The organism is Streptomyces sp. PKA51 (assembly GCF_057552455.1).
Map to the genome: position 1 here is coordinate 222,942 of NZ_BAAJPZ010000001.1, position 20,800 is coordinate 243,741.

General features: G+C 70.3%; 24 protein-coding genes. 9 read left to right on the top strand and 15 right to left on the bottom strand.

The window, feature by feature from the left end:
* Positions 1 to 119: 119 nt before the first annotated feature.
* Both AC27L3_RS00725 and AC27L3_RS00730 read right to left on the bottom strand, forming a co-directional pair.
* Complete coding sequence (locus tag AC27L3_RS00725; protein WP_487231971.1) at positions 120 to 647, bottom strand: RICIN domain-containing protein; 528 nt, start codon at positions 645 to 647, stop codon at positions 120 to 122.
* 94 nt (positions 648 to 741) lie between these two features.
* The gene (locus AC27L3_RS00730; protein WP_487231972.1) at positions 742 to 1,098 is read right to left on the bottom strand and encodes a hypothetical protein; all 357 of its coding nucleotides are present in this window, start codon (positions 1,096 to 1,098) and stop codon (positions 742 to 744) included.
* A 573-nt stretch (positions 1,099 to 1,671) separates the two neighbouring features.
* Between AC27L3_RS00730 and AC27L3_RS00735 the strand changes: the two genes are divergently transcribed.
* Positions 1,672 to 3,204 (top strand): helix-turn-helix domain-containing protein, encoded by a 1,533-nt coding sequence (locus tag AC27L3_RS00735; RefSeq protein ID WP_487231973.1) that lies wholly within the window; start codon positions 1,672 to 1,674, stop codon positions 3,202 to 3,204.
* 295 nt (positions 3,205 to 3,499) lie between these two features.
* Positions 3,500 to 4,369, top strand: a complete 870-nt coding sequence (locus AC27L3_RS00740) for a PhzF family phenazine biosynthesis protein (protein WP_487231974.1) — start codon at positions 3,500 to 3,502, stop codon at positions 4,367 to 4,369.
* A 346-nt stretch (positions 4,370 to 4,715) separates the two neighbouring features.
* Here the strand turns inward: AC27L3_RS00740 and AC27L3_RS00745 are convergent, their stop codons facing one another.
* Positions 4,716 to 5,453: a hypothetical protein gene (locus AC27L3_RS00745; protein WP_487231975.1), complete on the bottom strand. Its 738-nt coding sequence runs from the start codon at positions 5,451 to 5,453 to the stop codon at positions 4,716 to 4,718.
* Positions 5,454 to 6,030: 577 nt separating this feature from the next.
* The gene (locus tag AC27L3_RS00750; protein ID WP_487231976.1) at positions 6,031 to 6,405 is read right to left on the bottom strand and encodes a hypothetical protein; all 375 of its coding nucleotides are present in this window, start codon (positions 6,403 to 6,405) and stop codon (positions 6,031 to 6,033) included.
* 87 nt (positions 6,406 to 6,492) lie between these two features.
* Here AC27L3_RS00750 and sigJ point away from each other — a divergent pair, with 87 nt between their 5' ends.
* Positions 6,493 to 7,383, top strand: a complete 891-nt coding sequence (gene sigJ, locus AC27L3_RS00755; RefSeq protein ID WP_487231977.1) for an RNA polymerase sigma factor SigJ — start codon at positions 6,493 to 6,495, stop codon at positions 7,381 to 7,383.
* 31 nt (positions 7,384 to 7,414) lie between these two features.
* Here sigJ and AC27L3_RS00760 read toward each other — a convergent pair whose 3' ends face one another.
* A complete protein-coding gene (locus AC27L3_RS00760; RefSeq protein ID WP_487231978.1) occupies positions 7,415 to 8,365 on the bottom strand; it encodes an ArsR/SmtB family transcription factor in 951 nt (316 codons plus the stop codon).
* A gap of 171 nt (positions 8,366 to 8,536) precedes the next feature.
* On the opposite strand from AC27L3_RS00760, the gene AC27L3_RS00765 reads away from it, so the two are divergent.
* Positions 8,537 to 8,929: a hypothetical protein gene (locus tag AC27L3_RS00765; RefSeq protein WP_487231979.1), complete on the top strand. Its 393-nt coding sequence runs from the start codon at positions 8,537 to 8,539 to the stop codon at positions 8,927 to 8,929.
* A gap of 18 nt (positions 8,930 to 8,947) precedes the next feature.
* On the opposite strand, the gene AC27L3_RS00770 is transcribed toward AC27L3_RS00765, so the two are convergent.
* Positions 8,948 to 10,249 (bottom strand): serine hydrolase domain-containing protein, encoded by a 1,302-nt coding sequence (locus tag AC27L3_RS00770; RefSeq protein ID WP_487231980.1) that lies wholly within the window; start codon positions 10,247 to 10,249, stop codon positions 8,948 to 8,950.
* A gap of 322 nt (positions 10,250 to 10,571) precedes the next feature.
* On the opposite strand from AC27L3_RS00770, the gene AC27L3_RS00775 reads away from it, so the two are divergent.
* Positions 10,572 to 11,006, top strand: coding sequence for a hypothetical protein (locus AC27L3_RS00775; protein WP_487231981.1), 435 nt, complete (start codon positions 10,572 to 10,574; stop codon positions 11,004 to 11,006).
* 9 nt (positions 11,007 to 11,015) lie between these two features.
* On the opposite strand, the gene coaD is transcribed toward AC27L3_RS00775, so the two are convergent.
* Entirely contained in the window at positions 11,016 to 11,420 is a 405-nt protein-coding gene (gene coaD, locus AC27L3_RS00780; protein ID WP_487231982.1) for a pantetheine-phosphate adenylyltransferase, read from the bottom strand.
* 72 nt (positions 11,421 to 11,492) lie between these two features.
* On the opposite strand from coaD, the gene AC27L3_RS00785 reads away from it, so the two are divergent.
* On the top strand, positions 11,493 to 12,269 hold the full coding sequence (locus AC27L3_RS00785) for a class I SAM-dependent methyltransferase (RefSeq protein ID WP_487231983.1): 777 nt from the start codon (positions 11,493 to 11,495) through the stop codon (positions 12,267 to 12,269).
* A gap of 210 nt (positions 12,270 to 12,479) precedes the next feature.
* On the opposite strand, the gene AC27L3_RS00790 is transcribed toward AC27L3_RS00785, so the two are convergent.
* A complete protein-coding gene (locus AC27L3_RS00790; RefSeq protein ID WP_487231984.1) occupies positions 12,480 to 12,812 on the bottom strand; it encodes a hypothetical protein in 333 nt (110 codons plus the stop codon).
* A gap of 155 nt (positions 12,813 to 12,967) precedes the next feature.
* On the opposite strand from AC27L3_RS00790, the gene AC27L3_RS00795 reads away from it, so the two are divergent.
* The 3 genes from AC27L3_RS00795 to gap all read left to right on the top strand — a co-directional run bounded on the left by AC27L3_RS00795 (position 12,968) and on the right by gap (position 15,325).
* On the top strand, positions 12,968 to 13,885 hold the full coding sequence (locus tag AC27L3_RS00795; RefSeq protein WP_487231985.1) for a GDSL-type esterase/lipase family protein: 918 nt from the start codon (positions 12,968 to 12,970) through the stop codon (positions 13,883 to 13,885).
* 32 nt (positions 13,886 to 13,917) lie between these two features.
* Positions 13,918 to 14,199, top strand: coding sequence for a hypothetical protein (locus AC27L3_RS00800; RefSeq protein WP_487231986.1), 282 nt, complete (start codon positions 13,918 to 13,920; stop codon positions 14,197 to 14,199).
* A gap of 127 nt (positions 14,200 to 14,326) precedes the next feature.
* Positions 14,327 to 15,325 (top strand): type I glyceraldehyde-3-phosphate dehydrogenase, encoded by a 999-nt coding sequence (gap, locus tag AC27L3_RS00805; RefSeq protein ID WP_487231987.1) that lies wholly within the window; start codon positions 14,327 to 14,329, stop codon positions 15,323 to 15,325.
* A 70-nt stretch (positions 15,326 to 15,395) separates the two neighbouring features.
* Here gap and AC27L3_RS00810 read toward each other — a convergent pair whose 3' ends face one another.
* The 7 genes from AC27L3_RS00810 to AC27L3_RS00840 all read right to left on the bottom strand — a co-directional run bounded on the left by AC27L3_RS00810 (position 15,396) and on the right by AC27L3_RS00840 (position 20,782).
* A complete protein-coding gene (locus AC27L3_RS00810) occupies positions 15,396 to 16,178 on the bottom strand; it encodes an alpha/beta fold hydrolase (protein ID WP_487231988.1) in 783 nt (260 codons plus the stop codon).
* Between the two features lie 55 nt (positions 16,179 to 16,233).
* Positions 16,234 to 17,448 carry an MFS transporter gene (locus tag AC27L3_RS00815; RefSeq protein ID WP_487231989.1) on the bottom strand — a complete coding sequence of 405 codons (1,215 nt, stop codon included), beginning with the start codon at positions 17,446 to 17,448 and terminating at the stop codon, positions 16,234 to 16,236.
* Between the two features lie 62 nt (positions 17,449 to 17,510).
* On the bottom strand, positions 17,511 to 18,332 hold the full coding sequence (locus tag AC27L3_RS00820) for an SAM-dependent methyltransferase (RefSeq protein WP_487231990.1): 822 nt from the start codon (positions 18,330 to 18,332) through the stop codon (positions 17,511 to 17,513).
* Between the two features lie 39 nt (positions 18,333 to 18,371).
* Complete coding sequence (locus AC27L3_RS00825; RefSeq protein ID WP_487231991.1) at positions 18,372 to 18,617, bottom strand: phosphopantetheine-binding protein; 246 nt, start codon at positions 18,615 to 18,617, stop codon at positions 18,372 to 18,374.
* Positions 18,614 to 19,048, bottom strand: a complete 435-nt coding sequence (locus tag AC27L3_RS00830; protein WP_487231992.1) for a holo-ACP synthase — start codon at positions 19,046 to 19,048, stop codon at positions 18,614 to 18,616. Before AC27L3_RS00830 ends, AC27L3_RS00825 begins: the two co-directional genes overlap by 4 nt.
* Positions 19,029 to 19,874: a class-II aminoacyl-tRNA synthetase family protein gene (locus AC27L3_RS00835; protein ID WP_487231993.1), complete on the bottom strand. Its 846-nt coding sequence runs from the start codon at positions 19,872 to 19,874 to the stop codon at positions 19,029 to 19,031. Before AC27L3_RS00835 ends, AC27L3_RS00830 begins: the two co-directional genes overlap by 20 nt.
* A complete protein-coding gene (locus AC27L3_RS00840) occupies positions 19,871 to 20,782 on the bottom strand; it encodes a diiron oxygenase (RefSeq protein WP_487231994.1) in 912 nt (303 codons plus the stop codon). The genes AC27L3_RS00835 and AC27L3_RS00840 overlap by 4 nt, the downstream gene beginning before the upstream one ends.
* Between the last annotated feature and the right edge of the window lie 18 nt (positions 20,783 to 20,800).

Here is a 20,800-nt window from a genome sequence, read left to right on the forward strand (position 1 = left end):
CAGGCGCTCCGCCGCCGTCATGGCGCGGTGCGCCTTCCCGGCCGAGGGCGGGAAGGCGCACCGGAAATGGCATCACGAGCCCCGGTTGATCAAGGCTTCGGCATGCCAACCTCCCCGGGTCACTTCCAGACCTGGTAGTCGCCGCCGTTGCATGCGTGGGTGTAGACGGCGCCCTCACGGTTGCTGTCGAGGCACAGGCGGGTCTGCCGGTTGACAAGCTGCATGCCGTCGCCGGTCCAGTTCTCCTCCCACTGCTGGTAGTAGTTGGCCGGAGAGGCGCAGGGCTCGATGTAGACGTTTCCGAGCCCGTTCGAGTCGGCGTACCAGCTGGCCAGGCAGTAGCCCTTGTAGTACGAGTTGTTGGTTGTGATCTTGTAGGAGCCGTTGGGGTTCTCGAGGTTGTCCTGCGAGTCGTTCCAGCTGGTGGTGAAGTGCTTGCCGTCGAAAATCCCGGTGTTCTGGCAGCGCAGCATGGACCCCGTGTCGGTTGCCAGCGTGGCATTGTTGTAGACCCTGATGCATCCGCCGGTGGCCTTGTTGCGCCAGACGATGTCATTGGATGCCTGCGCCGAGGTGGAGACCGCCATGAGCAGCACGGGAACCGAGGCGAATGCCAGCGCGGCACGACCCTTGGAAACCTTGAACATTATTAATCCTTTCCCCCGGCGTGATCCTCGATCGTCGAGGACTCACGCCCCTTCTTTGTTGTCTCTGCTGTCCCGCCGGCGGCGGGCGAAGCCGTCAGAGCGTTCCGTAGAGGTTGCACTGGGTCCAGTCGGAGGGCTGTGAGGGCGGTACGTCGCAGTAGCCGACGCGGTATTCCTGGGTCTCCTGCTGGTAGCCCTGGATCACCAGCTCCCCCTTCCACCACCAACCGGGCAGCGACGTCCAGTCGTTGCGGGAGGAGATCCAGCCGGTGCAGGCCTCCTGGTCGGCCTGGTTGCGACCGCAGATCCTTATCTGGTCGGACCAGCGGGTGGACACGCTCACCTGCTGGCCGTTGGTGCCGGCGGCGGCCGTTCCGGCGCCGGCCAGAAGGCCGGCAGCGGCCAGGCCCACGCCCGCAGCGGCCGCAGTGACGCTCTTGAAACGAAACACGGGAAACTCCCAAGTCGGCGGCAAAAATCCGCTCTCGGTCTTCATGGTGGAGTCCGGAACGGCCTCCGGCTGCAGGCACCCACGCGTGATGCCTGCGGCCCGTGGCCGGTGCGGCCCCGATGCAGTGGTCAGGAATGAAGGCACACGACCGCTGCCCGGCGATGATCCCTATGCTTCATTTCAGAAATCTCCATGCAGGGTGGCTGTTTTGAGATGCCTTGCGAGGTGCGCCGGGCCAAAACGTAGTGCACCGCTTCACCCGCGGCCGGTGCCGTAGTGCACAGTGAGGGCGAGGTCCCGGTGCCGCAGTGCACAGTGGGCCGCATCACCGCTGCTCAGCCGGTGTGCAACCCCTGGTCATCCGCGTATGGCCTGCTCAGTACGCTGCTCCGGTACGCACGTGCGAGCCCGCCCGGGCCGGTGAAACCGTCCTTGGGCCGCGAGGCCCCTGGGCGAGCTCTACTCCATCCGGGGGGATGCAGGATGACCAGTGGGACGGGCGAGCTCGGTGTTGCCGTCGACCGAGCCGTGAACACAACGGGTGCAGCCGGACAGGCGCAGAGAGCCGCCGACGTGTTGGCCCTGCAACGCGCGGCCCGCAAGGGAGGCTCCCAGGCGGTGATCACCTGGCTCGGCGAGCACAGCCGCGCGGATGTGCTGCTGGTCAGCGCCTCGGGAGCGGTGCTGTCCTCCGCGCGGCCACCGAGCCATGCGGGCGACCAGGGGATCGGGGAGGCCATCCGGCACGGCGTGCGGGAACTCACCCGGAAACGGGCGGGATCCATGGCGGTCGACGCACACGGCCGCACCATCTTCCTGTATCCCCTTGACTGCCCCGGCAACGTGCTCATGCCCGTGCTCGCGGCGGTGACGCCGCGGCCGGATGCCCGGGGTCTGGCCCCGCTGCTCGCGGACGCCGCCCACACCGTGAGCCTGTGCTGGAGGGCCGAGCACGCCGAGGGACTGCGCTCCCGGCTCGAAGCCGCCGAAGAACGCGCGAGGGAAGGGGTGCTGCACCTGCTGATGAACGGTCACATCGCGACCGCCCGCCAAGTCGCGGGGGCACTGCGGCCCCGTCTCGCCGACACCGTCCGGGTCGCCGTCATCGAGGGCACGCCCGCCGGGCGCGGCGAGATCGCCACCCGCCTGATGGCAGCCGCACCGCAGGCGTGGATCGTGCCGTGCCCGGTGTACGACGCTCATCTGATCGTTCTCGCCCCGGCAGCCGGCGACACCCACGCCACCGATCCTCTGCCCCGGGTGTGCGCCCACATGGCCACGGACGCATGCTGGATGGGCATGAGCGATCCCGTTGCACTGCGGGACACGGCCACCGGCTACGCCCAGGCCTTTCACGCCCTGGCCACCGCCCGCCGGCGCACCGACCGCCGCGCGTCCTTCGCGTCCAGCCCGGACCTCCCACTCGCCCTCGGTCCCGCCGCGACCGCCTGGGCCGGCGACTTCCTGGCCCCGTTACGCGACCACGGCGCCAGAAGGCCGCAGGATCCCGACAGCACGGAACTGCTGGCCACCGCGGCCTCATGGCTCAGCTTTTCGTCCCATGCGACGAAGCACCTCAAGATCCACCGCAACACTCTGTCCGCACGGCTCAAGCAGATCGCCCGGCACCTGGACCTCGATCTCGACCGGATCGCCGACCAGTCCGCTCTCACGTTTGCCCTGAGGGCCTTCACTACGGCCCATCCGGCCGACACGACGCGCAGACCGGCATCGCACGGTGGTACGGCCATCCGGCACCTCGACGACCTGCTCACCCATCCTGCCGCGACCCAGTGGGCCCGGCTCCAGCTCCAGCCGCTCACAGCCGGCGACCCGTCCTCCGAACTGGCCACGACACTCAAGGCGTGGCTCCAGCACGATGCCCGCATCGACGCCACAGCCAGCGCCCTGTCACTGTCGGCCACCGCCGTCCGCAAACGGCTGACACGTGCCGAAGCAGTCCTGCAACGCTCGCTGCTCCGCCCGCCGACCGCCCGCCACGACCTCTGGCTCGCTCAGCGGGCACTCGGCCTGACAGGGGTCTGCGTCATGGGACCCGAGGAGAACCGCTCGTTGGGGGCCACGACGGCCTCGAAGGTGCGGTGAGCAGCTCCCGCATCGACGGCCGCCCCGTCCCACCCGGCGCCCGGAACCCGGGGATTCACGGTGATCCCGAGGCGCTGGGTGGAACGGTGGCGGCGCTTCGGCCCGGCCGCCGGCGCGGAGCCGAAGCTGAAGGGTCCTGTGACCTTCACATCTCCGCTATCCGGTGCAGGACGGCACCGGCTGAGGCAGGAGGGTACGCTCCGGGACGCGTTGGATCGGCCGTTGCGGCCGGGCCCGGCCATCCGCGGAACGCCGTTCGCGGTTGCCGGTTCGTCGAGGGTCAAAGGGGGCGGCGGTGTCCTGGCGGGATGTGACGGTGGTTGATGCGTGCGTGCGGCGCGACGGCCGGGGCGGCAGCCCCACGGCCGTCGCCGACGACGACCCGGCGGCGACGGACGCGGACCGGTGTGCGGTCGCTGCTGCGGCCGGCACCTCGCACGCGGCGTTCCTCGGCCCGGGGCGGGCGCCGGACGGTGGCCGGCCGGTCCGGTTCTTCACCGCCACCGCCGAACTGTCCGGCTGCGGCCACGGCACCGTTGCCGCGCAGGCCGTCCGGTTGACCCGCACCGGGCTGGGCGAGTTGCACGATCGCCAACACACCGGCGGGCGCACGTTCGACACCGTCGCGATCCGCCGCCCCGCCGGAATCGAGGTGTGGTTCGACCAGGGCCTCGTCGCGCTGCGTCACCCGGTACCGGACGAGCGTGCCGCGATCGTCGCCGCGCTCGGGCTCACCGCGGACGATCAGCATCCGACCGACGCGCCACGGATCGCCTCGCCCGGCGCACCACGCATGCTGGTACCGGTCCACGACCGGTCGGCGCTGCTTCGGGTCCGGCCACACTTCGGCAGGCTGACGGCGGCGTGCCAGCGGTACGGGCTCCTCGGCTGTTTCGTGTACGTACCGCCGGTGGGCGACCGACCGGGTGCGGCGCGGATGTTCGCGCCGGCGATCGGTGTCGACGAGGACGTCGCCAATGCCAACAGCACCGGTTGCCTGGCCGCCCACCTGCTCGACACGACAGGGGCGCAGACGGTCACGATCGAGGTGGAGCAGGGCGACACCCTCGGTCGACCGGCCGGCGTGCTCGCTTCGGCCCGACGCGGGCCGGCGGGCATCACGACCCGGGTCGGCGGGTTGGCGGTGGTGCGCGACGGACACTGAGGCGACGTGGTAGCCGGCATCCTCCTCGCACCACAGCGCCATCGTGGTCCGTCGACTCACCCGCCGTGGGCCGGCAACACGACCTGGACCTCGGCTCCTCGGCCACGTCGGCAGCTCTCTGGCCAGGAAGGACTCGATGAGCGCAACGGCGCGTTCCTCGGGAAACACGCTCCCATCATTCGCCACAGGTCAACCGGTTTCGACAGGCCCGCGCCGTCCCCACCGGGATCTCAAACGGGGTCTGAGCGACCAGATGGGGTGTGGTTGTACGGCTCTCCGGCCGGAAGGCCTCGTGTGAGGGTGGTTCCGGCCGGAAGCGTGGGGCGGCTGACTGGTGGGAATCGGGTCAGTGAAGGGGGCATCCCTTGGGCATCTTGGCGAATTCGTGGAATGTGTACGGGGTGGGACCGCCCTGCGTCTTCGACTTCAGTTGCGGGGTCCAGCTGTTCGGCTCCACGATTTCCTCGTAGATCCCGGCGGACTCGGGAAGCTTGGGGCGTGCACGGTCGAGCGTGCCCAGGCGGGCGATCCGGCTGCCGTCGACCCAGTCGTAGAAGTCCACGGAGGGGCCCTGCGGGCTCGTCGTCATCCGGGCTTCGGTGCCCGCGCCGATGTCCTGGCGCTTGACCACGGTGCACTGCTTGACGACCGTTGCCCTGTCCACCGAACATCCCTTGGGCAATCGGGGGAAGTCGACGAGTCCGTACAGGCCGTCCATGCCGCCGTCGGTCTTGGTGAGCAGCTGGGGAGTCGAGCCGTACGGATTGAGGATCTCCTCCTCGATGCCCGCGCCCTGCGGCAGCGCGGGACGGCTGCGGTCGAGCGTGCCGAATCTGGTGATCGGGCTGTCGTCAGCCGCGTCGAGGAAGGTGACCGACGGCCCCTGGGGGCTCATCGTCATCCGGATGCCCATGCCCGCACCGATACTGTCGTTCTTGACCACCGTGCAGTGGTCGGTTGAAGGCGTGGTCGGTGACGCGGTGCGGGCACCGTCGTCCGCGGCCGCGAACGCTGCAGTGGGGGCAAGCGCAAAACCGGCGAGGGCGGTGACGGCTAAGCCGGCACGGAGAGCGTGACGAAGCATGACAACTCCTATAGGCGACAGTACGAGCAGAAGAAGGTCGGTCATTGACTGCCCCATCAGGCCTGCTCCGGGGGCAGAGTGGTGCATGAGTGAGTCTCAGTGGACTTCTACGGCGAATACGCCTTGTCGCGATGACGGATATTCGCGTGGACGTCACGATGACTTCTCAACAGAACAGAGGGGGAAGCGGAACCAAGAGGCGCCGCCTCCTTCCTCGTGCCGGCCGCGAGACCAGCGGCCCGCGGAGATCAACGGACCCACCATCGCACCGCTGCTCCCGTCTACGGCAGTGCCGAACGTCCAAGCCCTGATGTGACAGATGTCAGCAATCGGGCAAACCCCCGCTTCTGTGCGGGATGCCCGGGTAGGGGATCGGCGGCCGACAGCCGGGCCCTACCTCATCGCTCAGCAGTGGTCCCGACCCTGCTTGCTGCCCGCTGGGTGCGGCCGCGCGGCCGGCACAGGGCGCGCCACAGGTCGCGCTACAGGGCATGGCGAAGGTCCGCATTGTGCCTATGCCCTGGAAGCAGCAGAAAGGTCGTGGGGGCGCGGGCCCCCGTGCGCATCGCGTGTCACCTCAGCGCCGGGCCAGTGCCAGCACGCTCAGGCCGAACATCAGCACGCCCAGCGGGACATGCACCGACGGGACGTGCGCAATGCCCAGCACCACCTGAACCGAGGCGAGCGCGAGGAAGCCCGACGCGTGCAGGACGGGCCGGGCCGAGCCGCCGCCCGGCTTCCACGCCAGCACTGCCGCGAGAACGTACAGCATCGACGCCCCGTACATCACCCGGGCTCCCACGCTGTGCAGCGTCTCCCCGTAGGACGAGGCCAGCAGCAGCCCGGCGGAGACCGCCAGAAGGAAGATCGTCAACGTCTGCAGGGCGATCGCGACCTGCAGGAACGCGGAATTGCGCCGTGCGCTCGCGGTCTTCGTCGTCGGATTGGCCATGTCCCTGCTCCCCCAATGGGTCGATAAGGTCTCATCAGTCCGACGAAGCGAGGCGGCAAAAGGTCAGGCGAGGGGGCGGCGGCAAGCATGGAAACTGCCGGGACAGCAGCCGAGAGACGCCAACTGATCAACGTGGCGTACCGGCTGCTCGGTTCGGTCACCGAGGCCGAGGACGCCGTCCAGGACGCCTACGCACGCTGGTACGGACTGCCGCGAAGCCGGCAGGAGGAGATCCGCTCGCCCGGCGCCTGGCTGACGACGGTGACCGGCCGCATCTGCCTGGATCTGCTCGGCTCGGCACGGGCCCGCCGCGAACGCTACGTCGGCCCGTGGCTGCCCGAGCCGCTGCCCGACAGCACCGAGTGGACCGGTGCAGGCGGCGCCGACCCCGCCGACCAGATCGTCGTCGACGAGTCGGTGGCGATGGCCTTCCTCGTCGTCCTGGAGTCGATGACGCCCGCCGAGCGGGTGGCGTTCGTCCTCCACGACGTCTTCCGCTACCCGTTCGCCGAGATCGCCGGAATCCTCGACCGGACCCCCGCCGCCTGCAAGCAACTGGCCTCCTCCGCCCGGCGACGGGCAGGCGACGCCCGCGCCCCGGCCACGGAGACCGGCCGGACCGACGTGGTGCGGCACATCAAGGAAGCCTGGGAAGCCAAGGACATCGCAGCCCTGATCGGCCTCCTCGACCCGGACGCCGTGATGACCGCCGACGGCGGCGGCATGGTCGGCACCGTCCTGCGCCCGGTCGATGGCGGCGCCCGCATCGCCCCGTACATGGTCGCCATCGCCGACAAGGCCCCGGGACTCGAACTCCTCGAACGATCGGTCAACGGCACCCCGGGCCTGGTGGCGCGGCGCGCCGGCCTCGTCGTGACCGTGGCCTCGTTCGACATCACCGACGGACGCGTCAGCCGGATCTGGGTGGTCCGCAACCCGGAGAAACTGCGACCGTGGACACGTAGCGTCCAAAGTTGAGCGGCTGTAGCCGGGTGGACCCCGCCGTTGGTCACCCCGCGTCGTCGGCGAAGCGGGGCTCCGCCGCGAGCCTCTGATAGAAGACGGTTCGGGAACGGCGGGCGCGTTGCACCAGCCCCGCACGATGGAGGATCTGCAGGTGGTAGGAGACCGTCGCCGGGCTGAGGTACAGACGCCGGGCGAGCTCTCCCGTGGAGCGCGGCTGGGCCAGCTCGGCCAACACCTTCCTGCGGGTCGCGCCGATCAGCTCGTCACCGCGCGACGGCGGAAGACAGTCGTTCGGCGCAGCCGGATAGACGATCAGCGGGGTGCGGGGAGCCGGCGCGCCCGGGGGCTCCGCGCCGCAGAAGGTCGCCCGCCCCGCGAAGACACTGGGTACGAGGATCGCCGCGTCGGCATCGAGACTCAGCCGGTGGGAACTCGTGGCGAGCAAATGGACGCGTAGGGCGCCCTCGCGCCACTCCAGGTTGGGGGCCAACCGGTTGACGGTGTCCGCGATGCCGTGCCGGGCGATCAAGGACGCCCGGACGGCGACCTCCCCCTCCAACCGGACCCGCATACCGGGCCAGTGGGGCGCCAGGACCGCACACCAGAACTGCTCCAGCTCCGCAGCGAGACGCTGCGCCACGTACTGCTCGCCCCGGTCCATGGCCATCAGGAGCAGCCGAGGCGGCCCGTGGCCCACGGCCCCGCCCCACGAGTGGCCGCCGATGGCCGCCGTCAGCTCGTACCGGATCCGCTCGCTCGGCGTCGTCGCCACCTGATGCAGGGCGCTGTCGAGGGCCACCTGGAACCCCGCGGGCTCCGGGCGCAGGAAGTCGGGAGCGTAACCGCCCGGCCCTCCGCCGGCGACGACGGCCAGGAGCCCCAACCGTCGTTCCGACAGGGCGTCCACCGCCCGGGCGCGCCAGGCCGCGCCGAGCGCACGCGGCGACCGGCCGAGAGCGAAGAGCAGATCCTTGGCCGCGTCCAGAGGCGACATGGCGAACCGGACTCTGCCCAAACCCTCCGCGCCCAGCCGTATCCGGATCACGAGCAGCCCCCGTCACGTGGTCGTCTTCGAAAAAAATCGAATCATTCGACCGTGGACATGTCATTCGGTTCCCTGGAATCCGTGCCCCACATCCCGGGGCCGTACGACGAGGAGCACCGCATGAGGATGAGATTCGGACGCCGCGCCGCGACACTCGCGGCAGCCGCGGTGGTGAGCGCCGGTGCGCTCATGGCGACGGCGGGCAGCGCCTCCGCCGACGACATCGTCCCGATCAACGTCGGCCACTGGGTCGGCCTCTACAACGGCCCCAACACCACGGGCGGCAAGATCAGCTGGCCCGACGTCCCTCCGGGCGGCTCGGTCTACGCCCAGTGCTGGACCGTCGGCGAGCAGATCGGCAACTACGGCAACACCTGGTACCGCGTGAACGAGGTGAACTACAACAACGGCTACGGTTGGTACTGGACCGGCAACGCCTACGTTTTCGCCGGATACGCCGACGGCAACGCCCGCTCCGTCGACCGGGACCCCAACATCCCCCGCTGCCGGTGACGACGCCGGGGCACCCCTTCACCGGCCCGAGGCGCCACTGAAGCCGGTGGGAGCCCCGGACGGTGCCGCCTTGTCGAACATGGCACAAATCGCCGCGGACTTGAGCGCCTGATCGGCCTTTGCGATCTCCGCAGGGAAGGCGCCCGGATACTCGCTGTATGCCTCGGTGGAGACAAGGATGCTCGCCGTGCGCCTGCCGGTGGGGTCGGTGGCGTTGAGGCTCAGGTAGCCGGGGATGCCGCCCTCGTGGGCCCACACCGTGCCGCACGGGGTCGTGGCGGTGAGGATGCCCAGCCCGTAGCCGGGCCCGTCCGGACGCCCCGGGGCCGTCGGCACGGTCGTGCGCATCTGTGCCAGCTGCGCGGCGGGCAGCACCTTGCCGGACATCAACGCGGCGTAGAATCGGGCCCAGTCGTGGGCGGTGGAGACCACCGCCCCGGCTGCGCCTGCCCAGGAGGGGCTGTTGTCGGAGACGTCCACATGACCGGCGCGGTGCGCCCCGGCGTAGTCCCTGACCCCGGCCGGCACTCCCGGCGGCATGTGGGTCTCGTCGGGTTCGTAGCCGCGCGCGTGGCGGCCGCGCCAGGCGGGGTCCGTGGCGAAGTAGGTGTGCTTCAGGCCGAGCGGCCGGGCGATCCGGTCGCGTACCAGATCGGCCAGGCTCCTGCCGGTCACCTTCTCCAGGACCGCGCCGACGGCGGCGTAGTTGGTGTTGCTGTACGACCACTTGGCGCCCGGCGCGAAGAGCGGATCGTGCTGCACACCGACGGCGAGCAACTGCGCCGACGTCCAGGACCTCCGGTCCTTGCCCAGGACGGACGGCCAGAGCGTGGCGTCCTCGGTGTAGTCGAACAGGCCGCTGGTGTGGTTCAGCAGCATCCGCAGGGTGATCGCGCGGCCGTTCGGGACGTGGCCCGGCAGCCACTTCTCCACCGGGTCGGTCAGGGCGAGCCTGCCCTCGCCGACGAGTTGCAGGACGAGGGTGGCCATCATGGTCTTGGTGTTGGAGCCCATCCGGAACTCGTCCCCCACGCCGAGCCGGTGGTCCTTCATGGTCCACGGGGCCTGCTCGGTGATCTGAACCGTTCGGCCCCGGCCGTCGTCCACCCGCACGATCACGCCCGGCGTCCCGGCAGCCACCAGCTTGCGCATCAACTGTCTCAGCTGGGCGTGCTGCTGTGCCGTGGTGCCGCCGCCGAGGGCGGCGGTCGTGGCGTCGGCCGGTGTGGCGGTCGGAGCCGCGGCCGGTTGCGCGACGGCCTGGCCTGGCCGGTCGACGGCGACGGCCAGGCCGACCGCGGCCAGCAGGGACGCCGCCACGAGGCGGATACGGTGCCGACGGTGAGCGGGGCTCGTTCGCGTCGGTCCGTGCACGCCGACGCGTCGGGTTCCTGGTGTCATGCCGATCAGCATTCCGCACGCGGACCGTGCGCAACAGGGGCCGTCAGAGAGAGGAGGCGGGCCGTCCACTCGCAGGCCGTCGTCAGCCGACCGGGTCGATCAGCCGACCGGGTCGATCAGGTGGCCGTCGCCACCCGACCGGGCGTCAAAAAATGAACGGCACAAAGAATCCGTCTCCTCATATGCTCGGCACATTCCTTTCCGGTGATCTTCCGGAAACCGAGTCATGCGAGGTGGAACAATGATTCTCCGTGCATTACCGCGCATCGCGGCATGGGCGGCAACCGCCCTTTCCCTGGCAGGCATCGCCCTGGCCGGCACTCCGGCCACCGCAGCGGCGGCAGCAACAGGCGGCGGCTGTACGGGTCCCGCGACCAAGCAGGCCTGCGTCAGCCTCGTGGACGACGGGGGCCACGGCGGCGACATCCTCTTCGAGGCCCGCAGCGACTGGCCCGGTGCCGGAGGCGACTGCCGCATGCGGCTGGTGGCCTTCGACGACACCACCGGCTGGCAGTGGGAACGCGAACTGCGCCGCTGCGACCGGCCGCTGGAACAGTTCTACACGCTGCCCAATCCGACCCCCGGGCATGTGTACCGGGCCGAACTGCAGATCCTTCCCAACGGGAAGAATTACGCCTTCGCCGAGTTCGTGAAGAGCCCGGTGCTCACCTATTGAGACCGTGCTCTATTGATTCATCGTGGTGACGAGGGTCGAGGAGATGTGGGCCAGGGCCGGGTCGGCGGCGATGAAGAACGTCTCGATTCCGGCCAGCTCGTGGTTCATGCGGGCCATCGGCATTTCGTAGTCCAGGTCGCGAACGCCACGGACTCCGCGGATGACGACATCGATTCCGGCTTCGCGGCAATAGTCGACCAGCAGGCCGGTGTGCGAGTCGACCGTGACGTTGCTCAAGCCGGTTGCCGCCGCGCGGAGCCGGGTGAGCCGTTCCGCGACGGGGAAGCGGCCGGTCTTGCCGGGGTTGTGCATCGCGCACACGACGACCTCGTCGAACAGGAGGGAAGCGCGGCGGAGTACGTCCTGGTGCCCTTGAGTGACCGGGTCGAAGGATCCTGGGAAGAGGGCTCGCATGAGCGAAAAGAGTAACAACCCAAGGAGCAGCGGTCAGTAGTCGACCGCCGACCGCGCGGGTAGCGTGACCGAATGGATCGCAACGAACGGTTACTCCACGCCTCGTCCTTCGGTGCAGCCGCGGTCGCCTACGCCGAACACCGTCCCGATTACGCGCAGGCCGCCGTGCGCTGGGCCCTGGAACCCGCGCCCGGCCCGCGCGTGCTCGACCTCGGCGCCGGAACCGGCAAGCTCACCGCCACGCTGGTCGCGACCGGCGCCGAGGTCACCGCCGTCGAGCCCGACCCGGCGATGCTGGCCGAGCTGCGCCGTACGCTGCCGGCCGTCCGCGCCCTGCCGGGCAGCGCCGAGGCGATACCGCTGCCGGACGCGTCCGTCGACGCCGTCCTGGCCGGCAATGCCATGCACTGGTTCGACATGGACCTCGCGGGACCCGAGATCGCCAGGGTCCTCGCGCCCGGCGGCATCCTGGCCGGCCTGTGGAACGTCATGGACGACCAGGTCGCGTGGGTCGCCGGGCTTGCGCAGGTCGGCGGGAGCGCGGCCGTCGGCCCCCGTGACACGCCCGCCGCCTGGCACGCCGCCACGGCCGACATGCACCTGCCCCGCACCGGCACCGCCCGCTTCGGCTCGCCGCAGCAGGCCGCGTTCCCCCACGGCCAGCGCCGCACCGCCGACTCCCTCGTCGCGACGCTCGCCACGCGGGCGGGCATGCTCGTCATGCCGGAGCGGGAACAGCAGGCCGCCCTTGGCCGCATCCGCGAGTATCTCGCCGGCAGGCCGGAGACCGCCCACGGCGAGTTCACCCTGCCGATGCTCACCGGCGTACTGCGCGTCCGGCGGCTGTGACGCCGGGCGCCCCGTAGGGGCGCGGGGCGTCGTCGATGTGCGGCTGCCACCGCGGGGGTGCGACACGGCGCTTTCGTCTGCGGGCGCGTCGTGGCTTGTCGCGCAGTTCCCCGCGCCCCTTACGGGGGCGCCCCGTAGGGGCGCGGGGAACTGCGCGATCGGCCACCGACGGCCCGCAGTCGACGTGCTGCACGATCCGCCGGACAGCGCCTAACGCCGCCACCGGCGGCGCGGGCGGCGCAGGCGTCCGGTGCCGCGGCGGCGAGCCGTCCGCCCCGGCCCGGTCTCCCTCGCTGCGCCGCGACCCACCCACCAGGGGCCGTCGGGAGAGACGACCGGCGCCTGCCGGTCCGCCTGCGCGCGCACCTCATGGTGGGATTCGTACGCGGTGACGCGCATGGCCTCCTCATAGGAGGCCAGCGCCCCGCGGACAGCCGAGCCCACGATCCCACGGCGGCGCAGCACGCCTTTCAGCCACGTGAGGAAGCCCATGACCGTGACCAGGCACCCCACCGTCACCAGATACGGCACAACCTCACTCATGACGGCTCAACTCCCGAACGTCCGGGGGAGTTCCTCATCGAACCGGGCGGACGACGCGCTCACGGAGCGAGCGCCTTGCCGTCGATGCCCCTCGGCACGCCCGTTAGGGTGAGCCGATCACGCACCAGATGGAACGAAAGGCCACGCAGCCCACCGTGACCGAGCCCCGCCCGCACACCCTGTTCACCTTCGGCACCCTCAGGGACGAGCACGTCCAGACCGCCCTCTTCGGACGGCCCGTGCCCAGCTCCCCGGCATCGCTGCCCGGGTACGCGACCCGGCCCCTGACGATCACCGACCCGTCCGTCATCGCCACCAGCGGCCTCGACGTCCACCTCACCCTCACCCGCAGGATCGGCGCCGAGGTCGGGGGCGCCGTGCTGCACCTGACCGACGCCGAGCTCGCGGCCGCCGACGCCTACGAGGTCGACGACTACGCCCGCCGCCGCGTCGTCCTCGCCTCCGGCGAGCATGCCTGGGCCTACCTCGACGCCAATCCGCTGCGCGCCGCCGAGCGCATCGTGATCGTGGGCGACAGCATCGCCTACGGCCGCTGCGACCCGCACGGCGGCTGGGCCGCCCGCCTGGCCACCGCCCACATCGCGCAGAACGAGGCCGCACACCGCGTCTTCAACCTGGCCATCCCCGGCAGCACCCTGACCGGCGTCGCCGAGCAGACCCCTGCACTCCTCGCCCCGCGCCGCCCCGACACCCTCCTCGTCGCCGCCGGCATCAACGACTCGGCCGTCCCCGGCGGCCTGAAGGCCCTCACCGAGAACCTCGCGGCGCTGGCCGACACCGCTCTGGCCCACGCCGCACGCCTCGTCGTCATGGGTCCCCTCTGGCTCGACGAAACCCGCACCGCCGACTACGAGGGCCTGTGCTTCACCCGTGAACAGGCACTGAACCTGCGCGAGTCCCTGCGCACCTGGTGCGAGGACCACCACGTCGACTTCCTCGACATGTGGCAGCCCCTGCAGGACAGGCCCGACCTCCTCACCGACGGCCTGCACCCCGGCACCGAGGGCCACGAGGTCCTCCACCGCCACCTGAGCACCCTCGCCGCGGGATGAACCCACGACGCCTTCGACAGCGGGCACGCCGGGTGGACGGGAAGGCGGCCCGCCTCGTCGGCGTGGGCAATGTGCTGCTGTGCGGTGTGCTCTTCCTCGTGGCCATCGGAGGCGTCTGGTTCTTCGAGGCCACCACCCGCGCGCAGGAGACGGCCCTGGCCGATGCCGCGGGCCGGGTGTATGGGTGCTGGCTCGCCGGCGGGCTGATGGTCTTCTCCGTCCTGGGCATGATGCGGACGCTGATCACGCACCTGACGACGATGTTCCTCGTTCCCGTGGTCGCCCTCGTTCTTGTTCTCCTGCTGGTCGCCTGACGGCCGGGTTAGCCCTTCACCGAAGGGGGCAGGATGGGGATCATGCCGACCGTGCTGTGCCCGGGGCCTTGCCATGCAATGGCAATGCCCCGCACAGCCCTGCAGGTGAAGGGAAGGGGATGAACACATGACTCGCATCGCCATCAACGGGTTCGGCCGCATCGGACGCAATGTGCTGCGCGTCTTACTCGAGCGCGACAGCGCGCTCGACGTCGTCGCCATTAACGACCTGACCGAGCCCGCCGCTCTCGCGCGGCTGCTGAAGTTCGACTCCACGGCGGGCCGGCTCGGCCGCCCGGTGGAGGTCGACGGCGACACCCTCGTCGTCGACGGCCGGCGCATCAAGGTGCTGGCCGAGCGGGAGCCGGCGCAGCTGCCGTGGGACGACCTCGGGGCCGAGATCGTGCTGGAGTCGACCGGCCGGTTCACGGCCGCGAAGGCGGCGAGCGCCCACCTCGGTGCGGGCGCGAAGAAGGTGCTGGTCAGCGCACCTTCGGACGGTGCCGACGTCACGCTCGCCTACGGCATCAACACCGACATGTACGACCCGGCCGCGCACACGATCGTCTCGAACGCGTCGTGCACGACCAACGCGCTGGCGCCGCTCGCCAAGGTCCTCGACGACCTGGCGGGCATCGAGCACGGCTTCATGACCACCGTGCACGCCTACACCCAGGAACAGAACCTGCAGGACGGCCCGCACCGCGACGCCCGCCGTGCCCGCGCCGCCGCCGTCAACATCGCCCCGACGACGACGGGAGCGGCCAAGGCGATCGGTCACGTACTGCCGGGCCTCGACGGCAAGTTGTCCGGCGACTCGATCCGCGTGCCCGTCCCGGTGGGCTCCATCGTCGAGCTCAACACGCACGTCGCGCGCGAGGTGACACGGGACGAGGTGCTCGCGGCCTACCGCGCCGCGGCGGAGGGCCCCCTCGCGGGCATCCTCGAATACTCCGAGGACGCGCTCGTGTCGTCCGACATCACCGGCAACCCGGCCTCGTCGATCTTCGACTCCGCCCTCACCCGCGTCGACGGCCGTCACATCAAGGTCGTCGCCTGGTACGACAACGAGTGGGGCTTCTCCCACCGCGTCGTCGACACCCTCGAACTCCTCGCCGGCAGCTGACACCGAAAAGGGTCCCTCCGGAGAGGCGGCGCCGCGCGACCTCCCTGGAGGGACCCTGTCCCGGTGTGTGTCAGGCGAGGAATTCCGTGATGACCTTCAGGAGCTCGGCCGGCTTCTCGATCGCCGCCGCATGGCCCGAGTCCAGCTCGACGTACTCGCTGCCCGGTATCGCGGCACGGAACTCCCGCGCATACCGCACGGGCACCAGCTGATCGTGCTTCATCCCGATGACGAGCGTGGGCGACTTGATACGGCCCACCCGGTCGCTGATGTCCACGCGGCTCACCAGATCGACCAGCGCGACCATGCCCTCGGTCGGCGTGAGCCCGGCGCGCAGCCGCAGGCGGTCGCCCGGGCTCATGGAATCCAGGAAGCCGTCGGACAGCACGTGCAGCAGCGTGTACTCGGCAAAGGCGTTGGCGTCCAGGTCGGCGAGCCGGCGCCAGGTCCGCACCAGGAGACGCTGCCAGGGATGCCGGTAGTGCAGGAATCCTCCCAGGACCACCATGCGGCGCACCAGCTCCGGCTCCTTGGCGGCCGCCGCGGCGGCGACCACGGCACCGGTGGAGATGCCGAAGAGGTCCACCGGGCCCTTGCCCGCGGCCCGCACCACCCCCAGCACCTGGTCGGCCAGCAGATCGATGTCCACCTCACCGTCGGGGAGGGGAGTGAGGTCACTGCCCGAGTACCCCGGCACGATCGCCGTCCGGTCCCGGGTGAACTCCTCCAGCAGGCTCGCGAAGCTCGTCTCCGGGTGCCCGGTGCCACCGTGGAGGAGGACGAGCGCCGGCCCCTGCCCCTCCATGTAGTAGCCGACCGGGATGCCACCGACGTCGACGCTGTGTTTCGTCATGCTGACCATGCGTTCTGCCCCGTTCTGTCGAAATCGTGCTGCACTGCCGGCCGTCTCACTTCGCGGTCGCGGGCAACGCGTCGGTCTCGCCGGCGGTTTCCTTGCCCTCCGACAGCCACCAGGTCAGCAGCGCCGCGCACGCCGCGAAGGCCGCGGCCACGGGCAGCACCAGGGCGGCGGAGCGCGTGAGGACGACCGCTCCCAGGGCACTGGAGACGAAGTTGCCCAGGTACGCGGCGGACGTGTTCAGCGAGGTCACCACCGAGGCGCCGCCGGGAGGCGCGTAGGTGATGATCCGGTGCTGCTGCGGCCCGATGACCGAGTACGACACGACCCCGCTGAGTGCCGTCGCGATCACCACGAGGGGGAAGGTCTCCCGTACCGCAAGCATGATCAGGAACACCGTGGCCACGCCCACGGTGGCGCCCAGGACCACGCGCCGCGGGTCGTACCGGTCGGCCAGCGCGCCGGCCCCCAGGTTCCCTCCGGTGGCGGCGACTCCGAACACCAGCAGCAGCAGCGCGAGCCGCGCCTGCTCGCCGTCGACGGCCGGCGCGAAGACCGCGCTCATGTAGGTGAAGGGCAGGAAGATGCCGGTGAACGCCAGCAGCGTGACCACCAGGATCCGCAGCACCCGCCCGTCGGTCAGCGGCGCGATGCGCTGCCGCAGGGTCGCGCCCTGATCGAGCCGGACGGGCGGCAGCAGGACGGCGACCACGCCCGCGACGACGGCCGCCACCGCGGCGACGAACCAGATCGCCGCCTGCCAGCCCCAGGCCCCGCCGATGAGGGTGCCCAGCGGGGCACCCAGCACCAGGGCGAGCGTCGCCCCGGCGGTCACCATGGCGATGGCCCGGCCCCGCCGCTGCTCCCCTGCGAGGTACGCGGCCGTGGCCACGGCGCTCGCCATGAACAGCGCGGCACCCGCACCCGCCAGGACGCGCGAGGCGAGCACCAGCGCGTAGTGGTGCACCGACGCGGTCACCGCGTTGCCCGCCGCGAGCAGGGCGACTCCGGTCACGAGCACCCGGCGCCGGGACCACTTGCCCGTGAACGCGGCGAGGACAGGCCCCAGGACGGCGTAGGCAAGGGAGAACAAACTGACCAACTGACCGGCGGCACCAGTGCTGACGTGCAGCGTTCTACGGATTTCCGGGAGGAGGCCGACGATGATGAAGCCGTCGGTCCCGACCACGAATGCTCCGAGCGCCAAAATCGCCGTCGGCACACGCCAGTGCTGCGCGCCTGCCGACTTGTCGTTTTCCGCCACGGTGATGCGATCTCCAAACGGGGGTTACATGACGTTCAAGGTGAATGCGGTCCCGGGTGCGCTCATGCCACCGAGACGGCGCTGATCAGCCAGTTCCGCGGCACACCGCGCACCTCGCGCGGGGCGACGGCGTACGGCCAGCGGCCCTCGCCGGCACCGGGTTCGCCCGGCTGCTTGAGGTCCTGCACCGCCCAGCCGTGACCGCGCAGGAACTCCTCGGGGTCGTCCGTGCCGAACTGCCACGGCGTCCCGTCCTCGCGCAGGCCGCGCAGGAACGGCTGGGTCATGGGGTGGCGCAGCAGGGCCTCGCTGGTCATGTCGACCACGAGCCGGCTGTCGGGCGGGCAGGCGCCGGCCACCGTGTCGAGCAGCCGCCCGACCTGCTCCTCCGTGAGGAAGAAGACCAGGCCCTCGGCGATCCACAGGGTGCGCCGCGAAGGGTCGAAGCCGCCCGACTTGAGCGCCTCCAGCCAGTCCCCGGCCAGGTCGGCCCGGACGGGCACCGTGCGGACCTTCGGTTCGGCGGCGAGCGCGGCCAGGCGCCGGTACTTCTCGTCGATCAGCGCACCGTGGTCGACCTCGAAGACGGTGACGCCCTCGGGCCAGTCGAGGCGGTGCGTACGCACGTCCATGCCGTTGGCCAGCGACACGACCTGCCGTATCCCGCTCTCCCCGAGGATGCGCGCGAGGGCGTCGTCCATGTAGCGGGTGCGCACGGCGATGAAGTCGCTCACGGCGGCGCCCTGGTACTTGTCCAGCAGCTCGAACCCCCGGGGTTCGGCCAGGGGCCGGGCGTAGTCGTCGCGGAAGAGGCCGTCCGGGCGTTCCGTCTCCAGCGCGCGGGCGGCCGCGGTCCACTGGGCGGTGTAGGAGATGTCGTCCACGCGAATTCCTCCTTCTCGTTGCGCCGTTCCCGTCCGCGGTCAGCTGGACAGGAAACGCTTCTCGATGGTGGCCAGGGTGCGCACGTCGTTGATGTCGAGGGAGTCCATGTCGATCTCCACACCGCTCGTCTCCCCGATCAGGAAGACGAATTCGACGAAGGAGAGCGAGTCGACCAGGCGGTTCTCGATCAGGTCCTCGTCGGGGGAGATGTCGGTGCGCCCCTCGTGCCGGGCCAGGATCCAGTTCTTGATGACGTCGATGCCCGTCGTCTCCGTCGTGGTCATTGACGACCCCTTTCCGATGTGTGGTGTTCTGCTGTGCAGGCGGCCGCCGCGACCGCCACGGCGTACGCGCCGTCGTGGGCCAGGCTGACCGACGGCTCGGGGTGGATCCCGGCCTCCTCGGCCAGGTGCGCGGCCACCCCGTCGAGGTGGACGACCGGCCAGGTGCCCGGTGCGCTCTCCACCCGGATGGAGCGCCACGGCACCGGCCGGTCGCGCACGTGGAAGAGCTTGAAGACCGCCTCCTTGACCGCCAGCAGCCCGGCGACGGCGCTGGGGTCCGGGCGGCCCGCCCTGGTGCAGGCCGCGATCTCCTGCGGCAGGAGCATGCGGGTGAGCACCGGCCGGCGGTCCGGCGCGAGGAGCTCCTCGGCACGGGAGATCAGCACGATGTCCACCGCGACGCGCGGGGTGCTAGACGGAGCCGGGTGCACCGAGCGCCTGCTCGACTCGTGCCCGGGCCGTTTCGGCGCTGCCGTAGCGGTCGACCAGGACGCCCACCCAGCGTTCGAGGCCGAAGGCGACACAGCCGGTGAACGCGGTCGCGTCGTCCTCCCCGACCGTGATCCGGCACCGCTCGCCGAAGAAGTTCCGGTGCGTGTTGACCGAGGCGATGGCGACGCCGTCGACCTGGAACTCGTACTTCACCGGCTCCAGGCGCTGCAGCAGGGCGCGCGCGGCCCCGCCCTCGCCCTGGAAGAACGGATCGGTCGCGGGCTGCACGTCGACGTCGAGGGACAGCCGGCCCAGGAACTCCCCGATCCGCTCCCGGAAGCGGGCGATCACGGACTGGGTGTGCTCGAAGGACCCGATGGCGACGATCTCCCGCATCTGGAAGCTGAGCAGCCGGCGCAGCCCGTCGAAACGGCTCTCGTTGCGGAAGCACCGGTTCACCAGCGTCACGAGGGTGTCCGGCGACACCCGCGTGTCCTGGAAGAGCAGGTACGCGCCGAAGCAGCTGGCGGTGGGCAGGCCGAGATGCGGGTCCACCACCTGGCCCGGCGAGAACCGGCCCTTGGACGGCCCGGAGGTGGGCGTCCGCAGGGCACCGGCGACCAGGGCGAGATGGGGGAAGTTCACATAGGTGTCCAGCCCCGCCAGCTGGTCCACCGGGTAGACGGGCGGCGCGGAGATCTCCCCGGCCCCTTCCTCGGTGCCCCAACCGCGGAACGTGTCGTCCAGGAGCCGGAGCAACGCTGTTTCCGGGGCGCCGAGGATGGCGAGCCCTCCGGCGATCCGGCTGCTGCCTGCAAGGGTCACCGTACCGTCCCCTCGAACGCCTCGGCGGTCTGCGCCTCGTCCCGGACCAGACCGATTCTGGTGAGGTACGGAAGCGTCTTGCGGAAGACCTGCGCCTCGAATGCGCGTCGCCTCGGCCCCTCCAGCAGCCGCCGCCGGACCTCCAGCGGCTTGTCGATGCCGGCGTCCCGGTAGACCTGCGGGTTGAACAGCGACTCGAAGCTGTACGTCATGTACCGCTTGAGGTAGCTGCTGACCTGCTCCAGCTCCTCCGGTGTCGCCCGGCTGCGGAAGCTTTCGAACAGCATCCTGACCAGCTCCCGGCCGAAGGCGATGTGCCGGGACTCGTCCTGGTGATGGATGCGGTTGATCTGCCGGATGGTCTCGTGCAGTCGCTCGTCCGATCCCATCCTGACGTTGAAGTGGTCGACCAGTTCCTCGAAGATGAGGATGCGCGCGAAGACGAGCAGACTCGCCGCATGGTCCGGCGGCACGCTCTCCGCCCCGCCGCGCATCTGCTTGTAGATCTTCCCGCCGTACCGCTGACAGAACTCGGCGAAGAACCACATGTGTTCGTTCTCCTCACCGATGAAGTGGTGGAAGAACTCCGAGGACCGGGCGAAGTCGTCGGTGTGAATGCGCTTGGTGACCTCGATGAGCAGTTCACGGATACCGTGGACGTTGAGGCTGTAGAAGTTGACGCTTTCGTACTTGGACAGCGCGAAGAGCTGCTCCTGCGTGAGCTCCTCGGCGATCTCCGTGTCGAACGTCGTGGTCAGCTCGGGGCTCATCCACCACATGTGCTCGGGCAGCGTGTCCGGCCACTGGAACATCTTGTACGGGTTGTAGTAGTCCTCGATCGACATGGCACTCAGCCGGTCGAGGATGCTCAGCAGGCGTGGATTGTCTTCCATGAGGGCATCCGTCATGACAAACCCCAATCGTTG

Excerpts from the sequence above, each read along its gene's own strand:
- AC27L3_RS00725 (WP_487231971.1), bottom strand. The coding sequence starts at position 647 with ATGTTCAAGGTTTCCAAGGGTCGTGCCGCGCTGGCATTCGCCTCGGTT.
- AC27L3_RS00745 (WP_487231975.1), bottom strand. The coding sequence starts at position 5,453 with ATGCTTCGTCACGCTCTCCGTGCCGGCTTAGCCGTCACCGCCCTCGCC.
- AC27L3_RS00750 (WP_487231976.1), bottom strand. The coding sequence starts at position 6,405 with ATGGCCAATCCGACGACGAAGACCGCGAGCGCACGGCGCAATTCCGCG.
- sigJ (WP_487231977.1), top strand. The coding sequence starts at position 6,493 with ATGGAAACTGCCGGGACAGCAGCCGAGAGACGCCAACTGATCAACGTG.
- AC27L3_RS00760 (WP_487231978.1), bottom strand. The coding sequence starts at position 8,365 with ATGTCGCCTCTGGACGCGGCCAAGGATCTGCTCTTCGCTCTCGGCCGG.
- AC27L3_RS00765 (WP_487231979.1), top strand. The coding sequence starts at position 8,537 with ATGAGGATGAGATTCGGACGCCGCGCCGCGACACTCGCGGCAGCCGCG.
- AC27L3_RS00775 (WP_487231981.1), top strand. The coding sequence starts at position 10,572 with ATGATTCTCCGTGCATTACCGCGCATCGCGGCATGGGCGGCAACCGCC.
- coaD (WP_487231982.1), bottom strand. The coding sequence starts at position 11,420 with ATGCGAGCCCTCTTCCCAGGATCCTTCGACCCGGTCACTCAAGGGCAC.
- AC27L3_RS00785 (WP_487231983.1), top strand. The coding sequence starts at position 11,493 with ATGGATCGCAACGAACGGTTACTCCACGCCTCGTCCTTCGGTGCAGCC.
- AC27L3_RS00790 (WP_487231984.1), bottom strand. The coding sequence starts at position 12,812 with ATGAGTGAGGTTGTGCCGTATCTGGTGACGGTGGGGTGCCTGGTCACG.
- gap (WP_487231987.1), top strand. The coding sequence starts at position 14,327 with ATGACTCGCATCGCCATCAACGGGTTCGGCCGCATCGGACGCAATGTG.
- AC27L3_RS00810 (WP_487231988.1), bottom strand. The coding sequence starts at position 16,178 with ATGACGAAACACAGCGTCGACGTCGGTGGCATCCCGGTCGGCTACTAC.
- AC27L3_RS00825 (WP_487231991.1), bottom strand. The coding sequence starts at position 18,617 with ATGACCACGACGGAGACGACGGGCATCGACGTCATCAAGAACTGGATC.
- AC27L3_RS00840 (WP_487231994.1), bottom strand. The coding sequence starts at position 20,782 with ATGACGGATGCCCTCATGGAAGACAATCCACGCCTGCTGAGCATCCTC.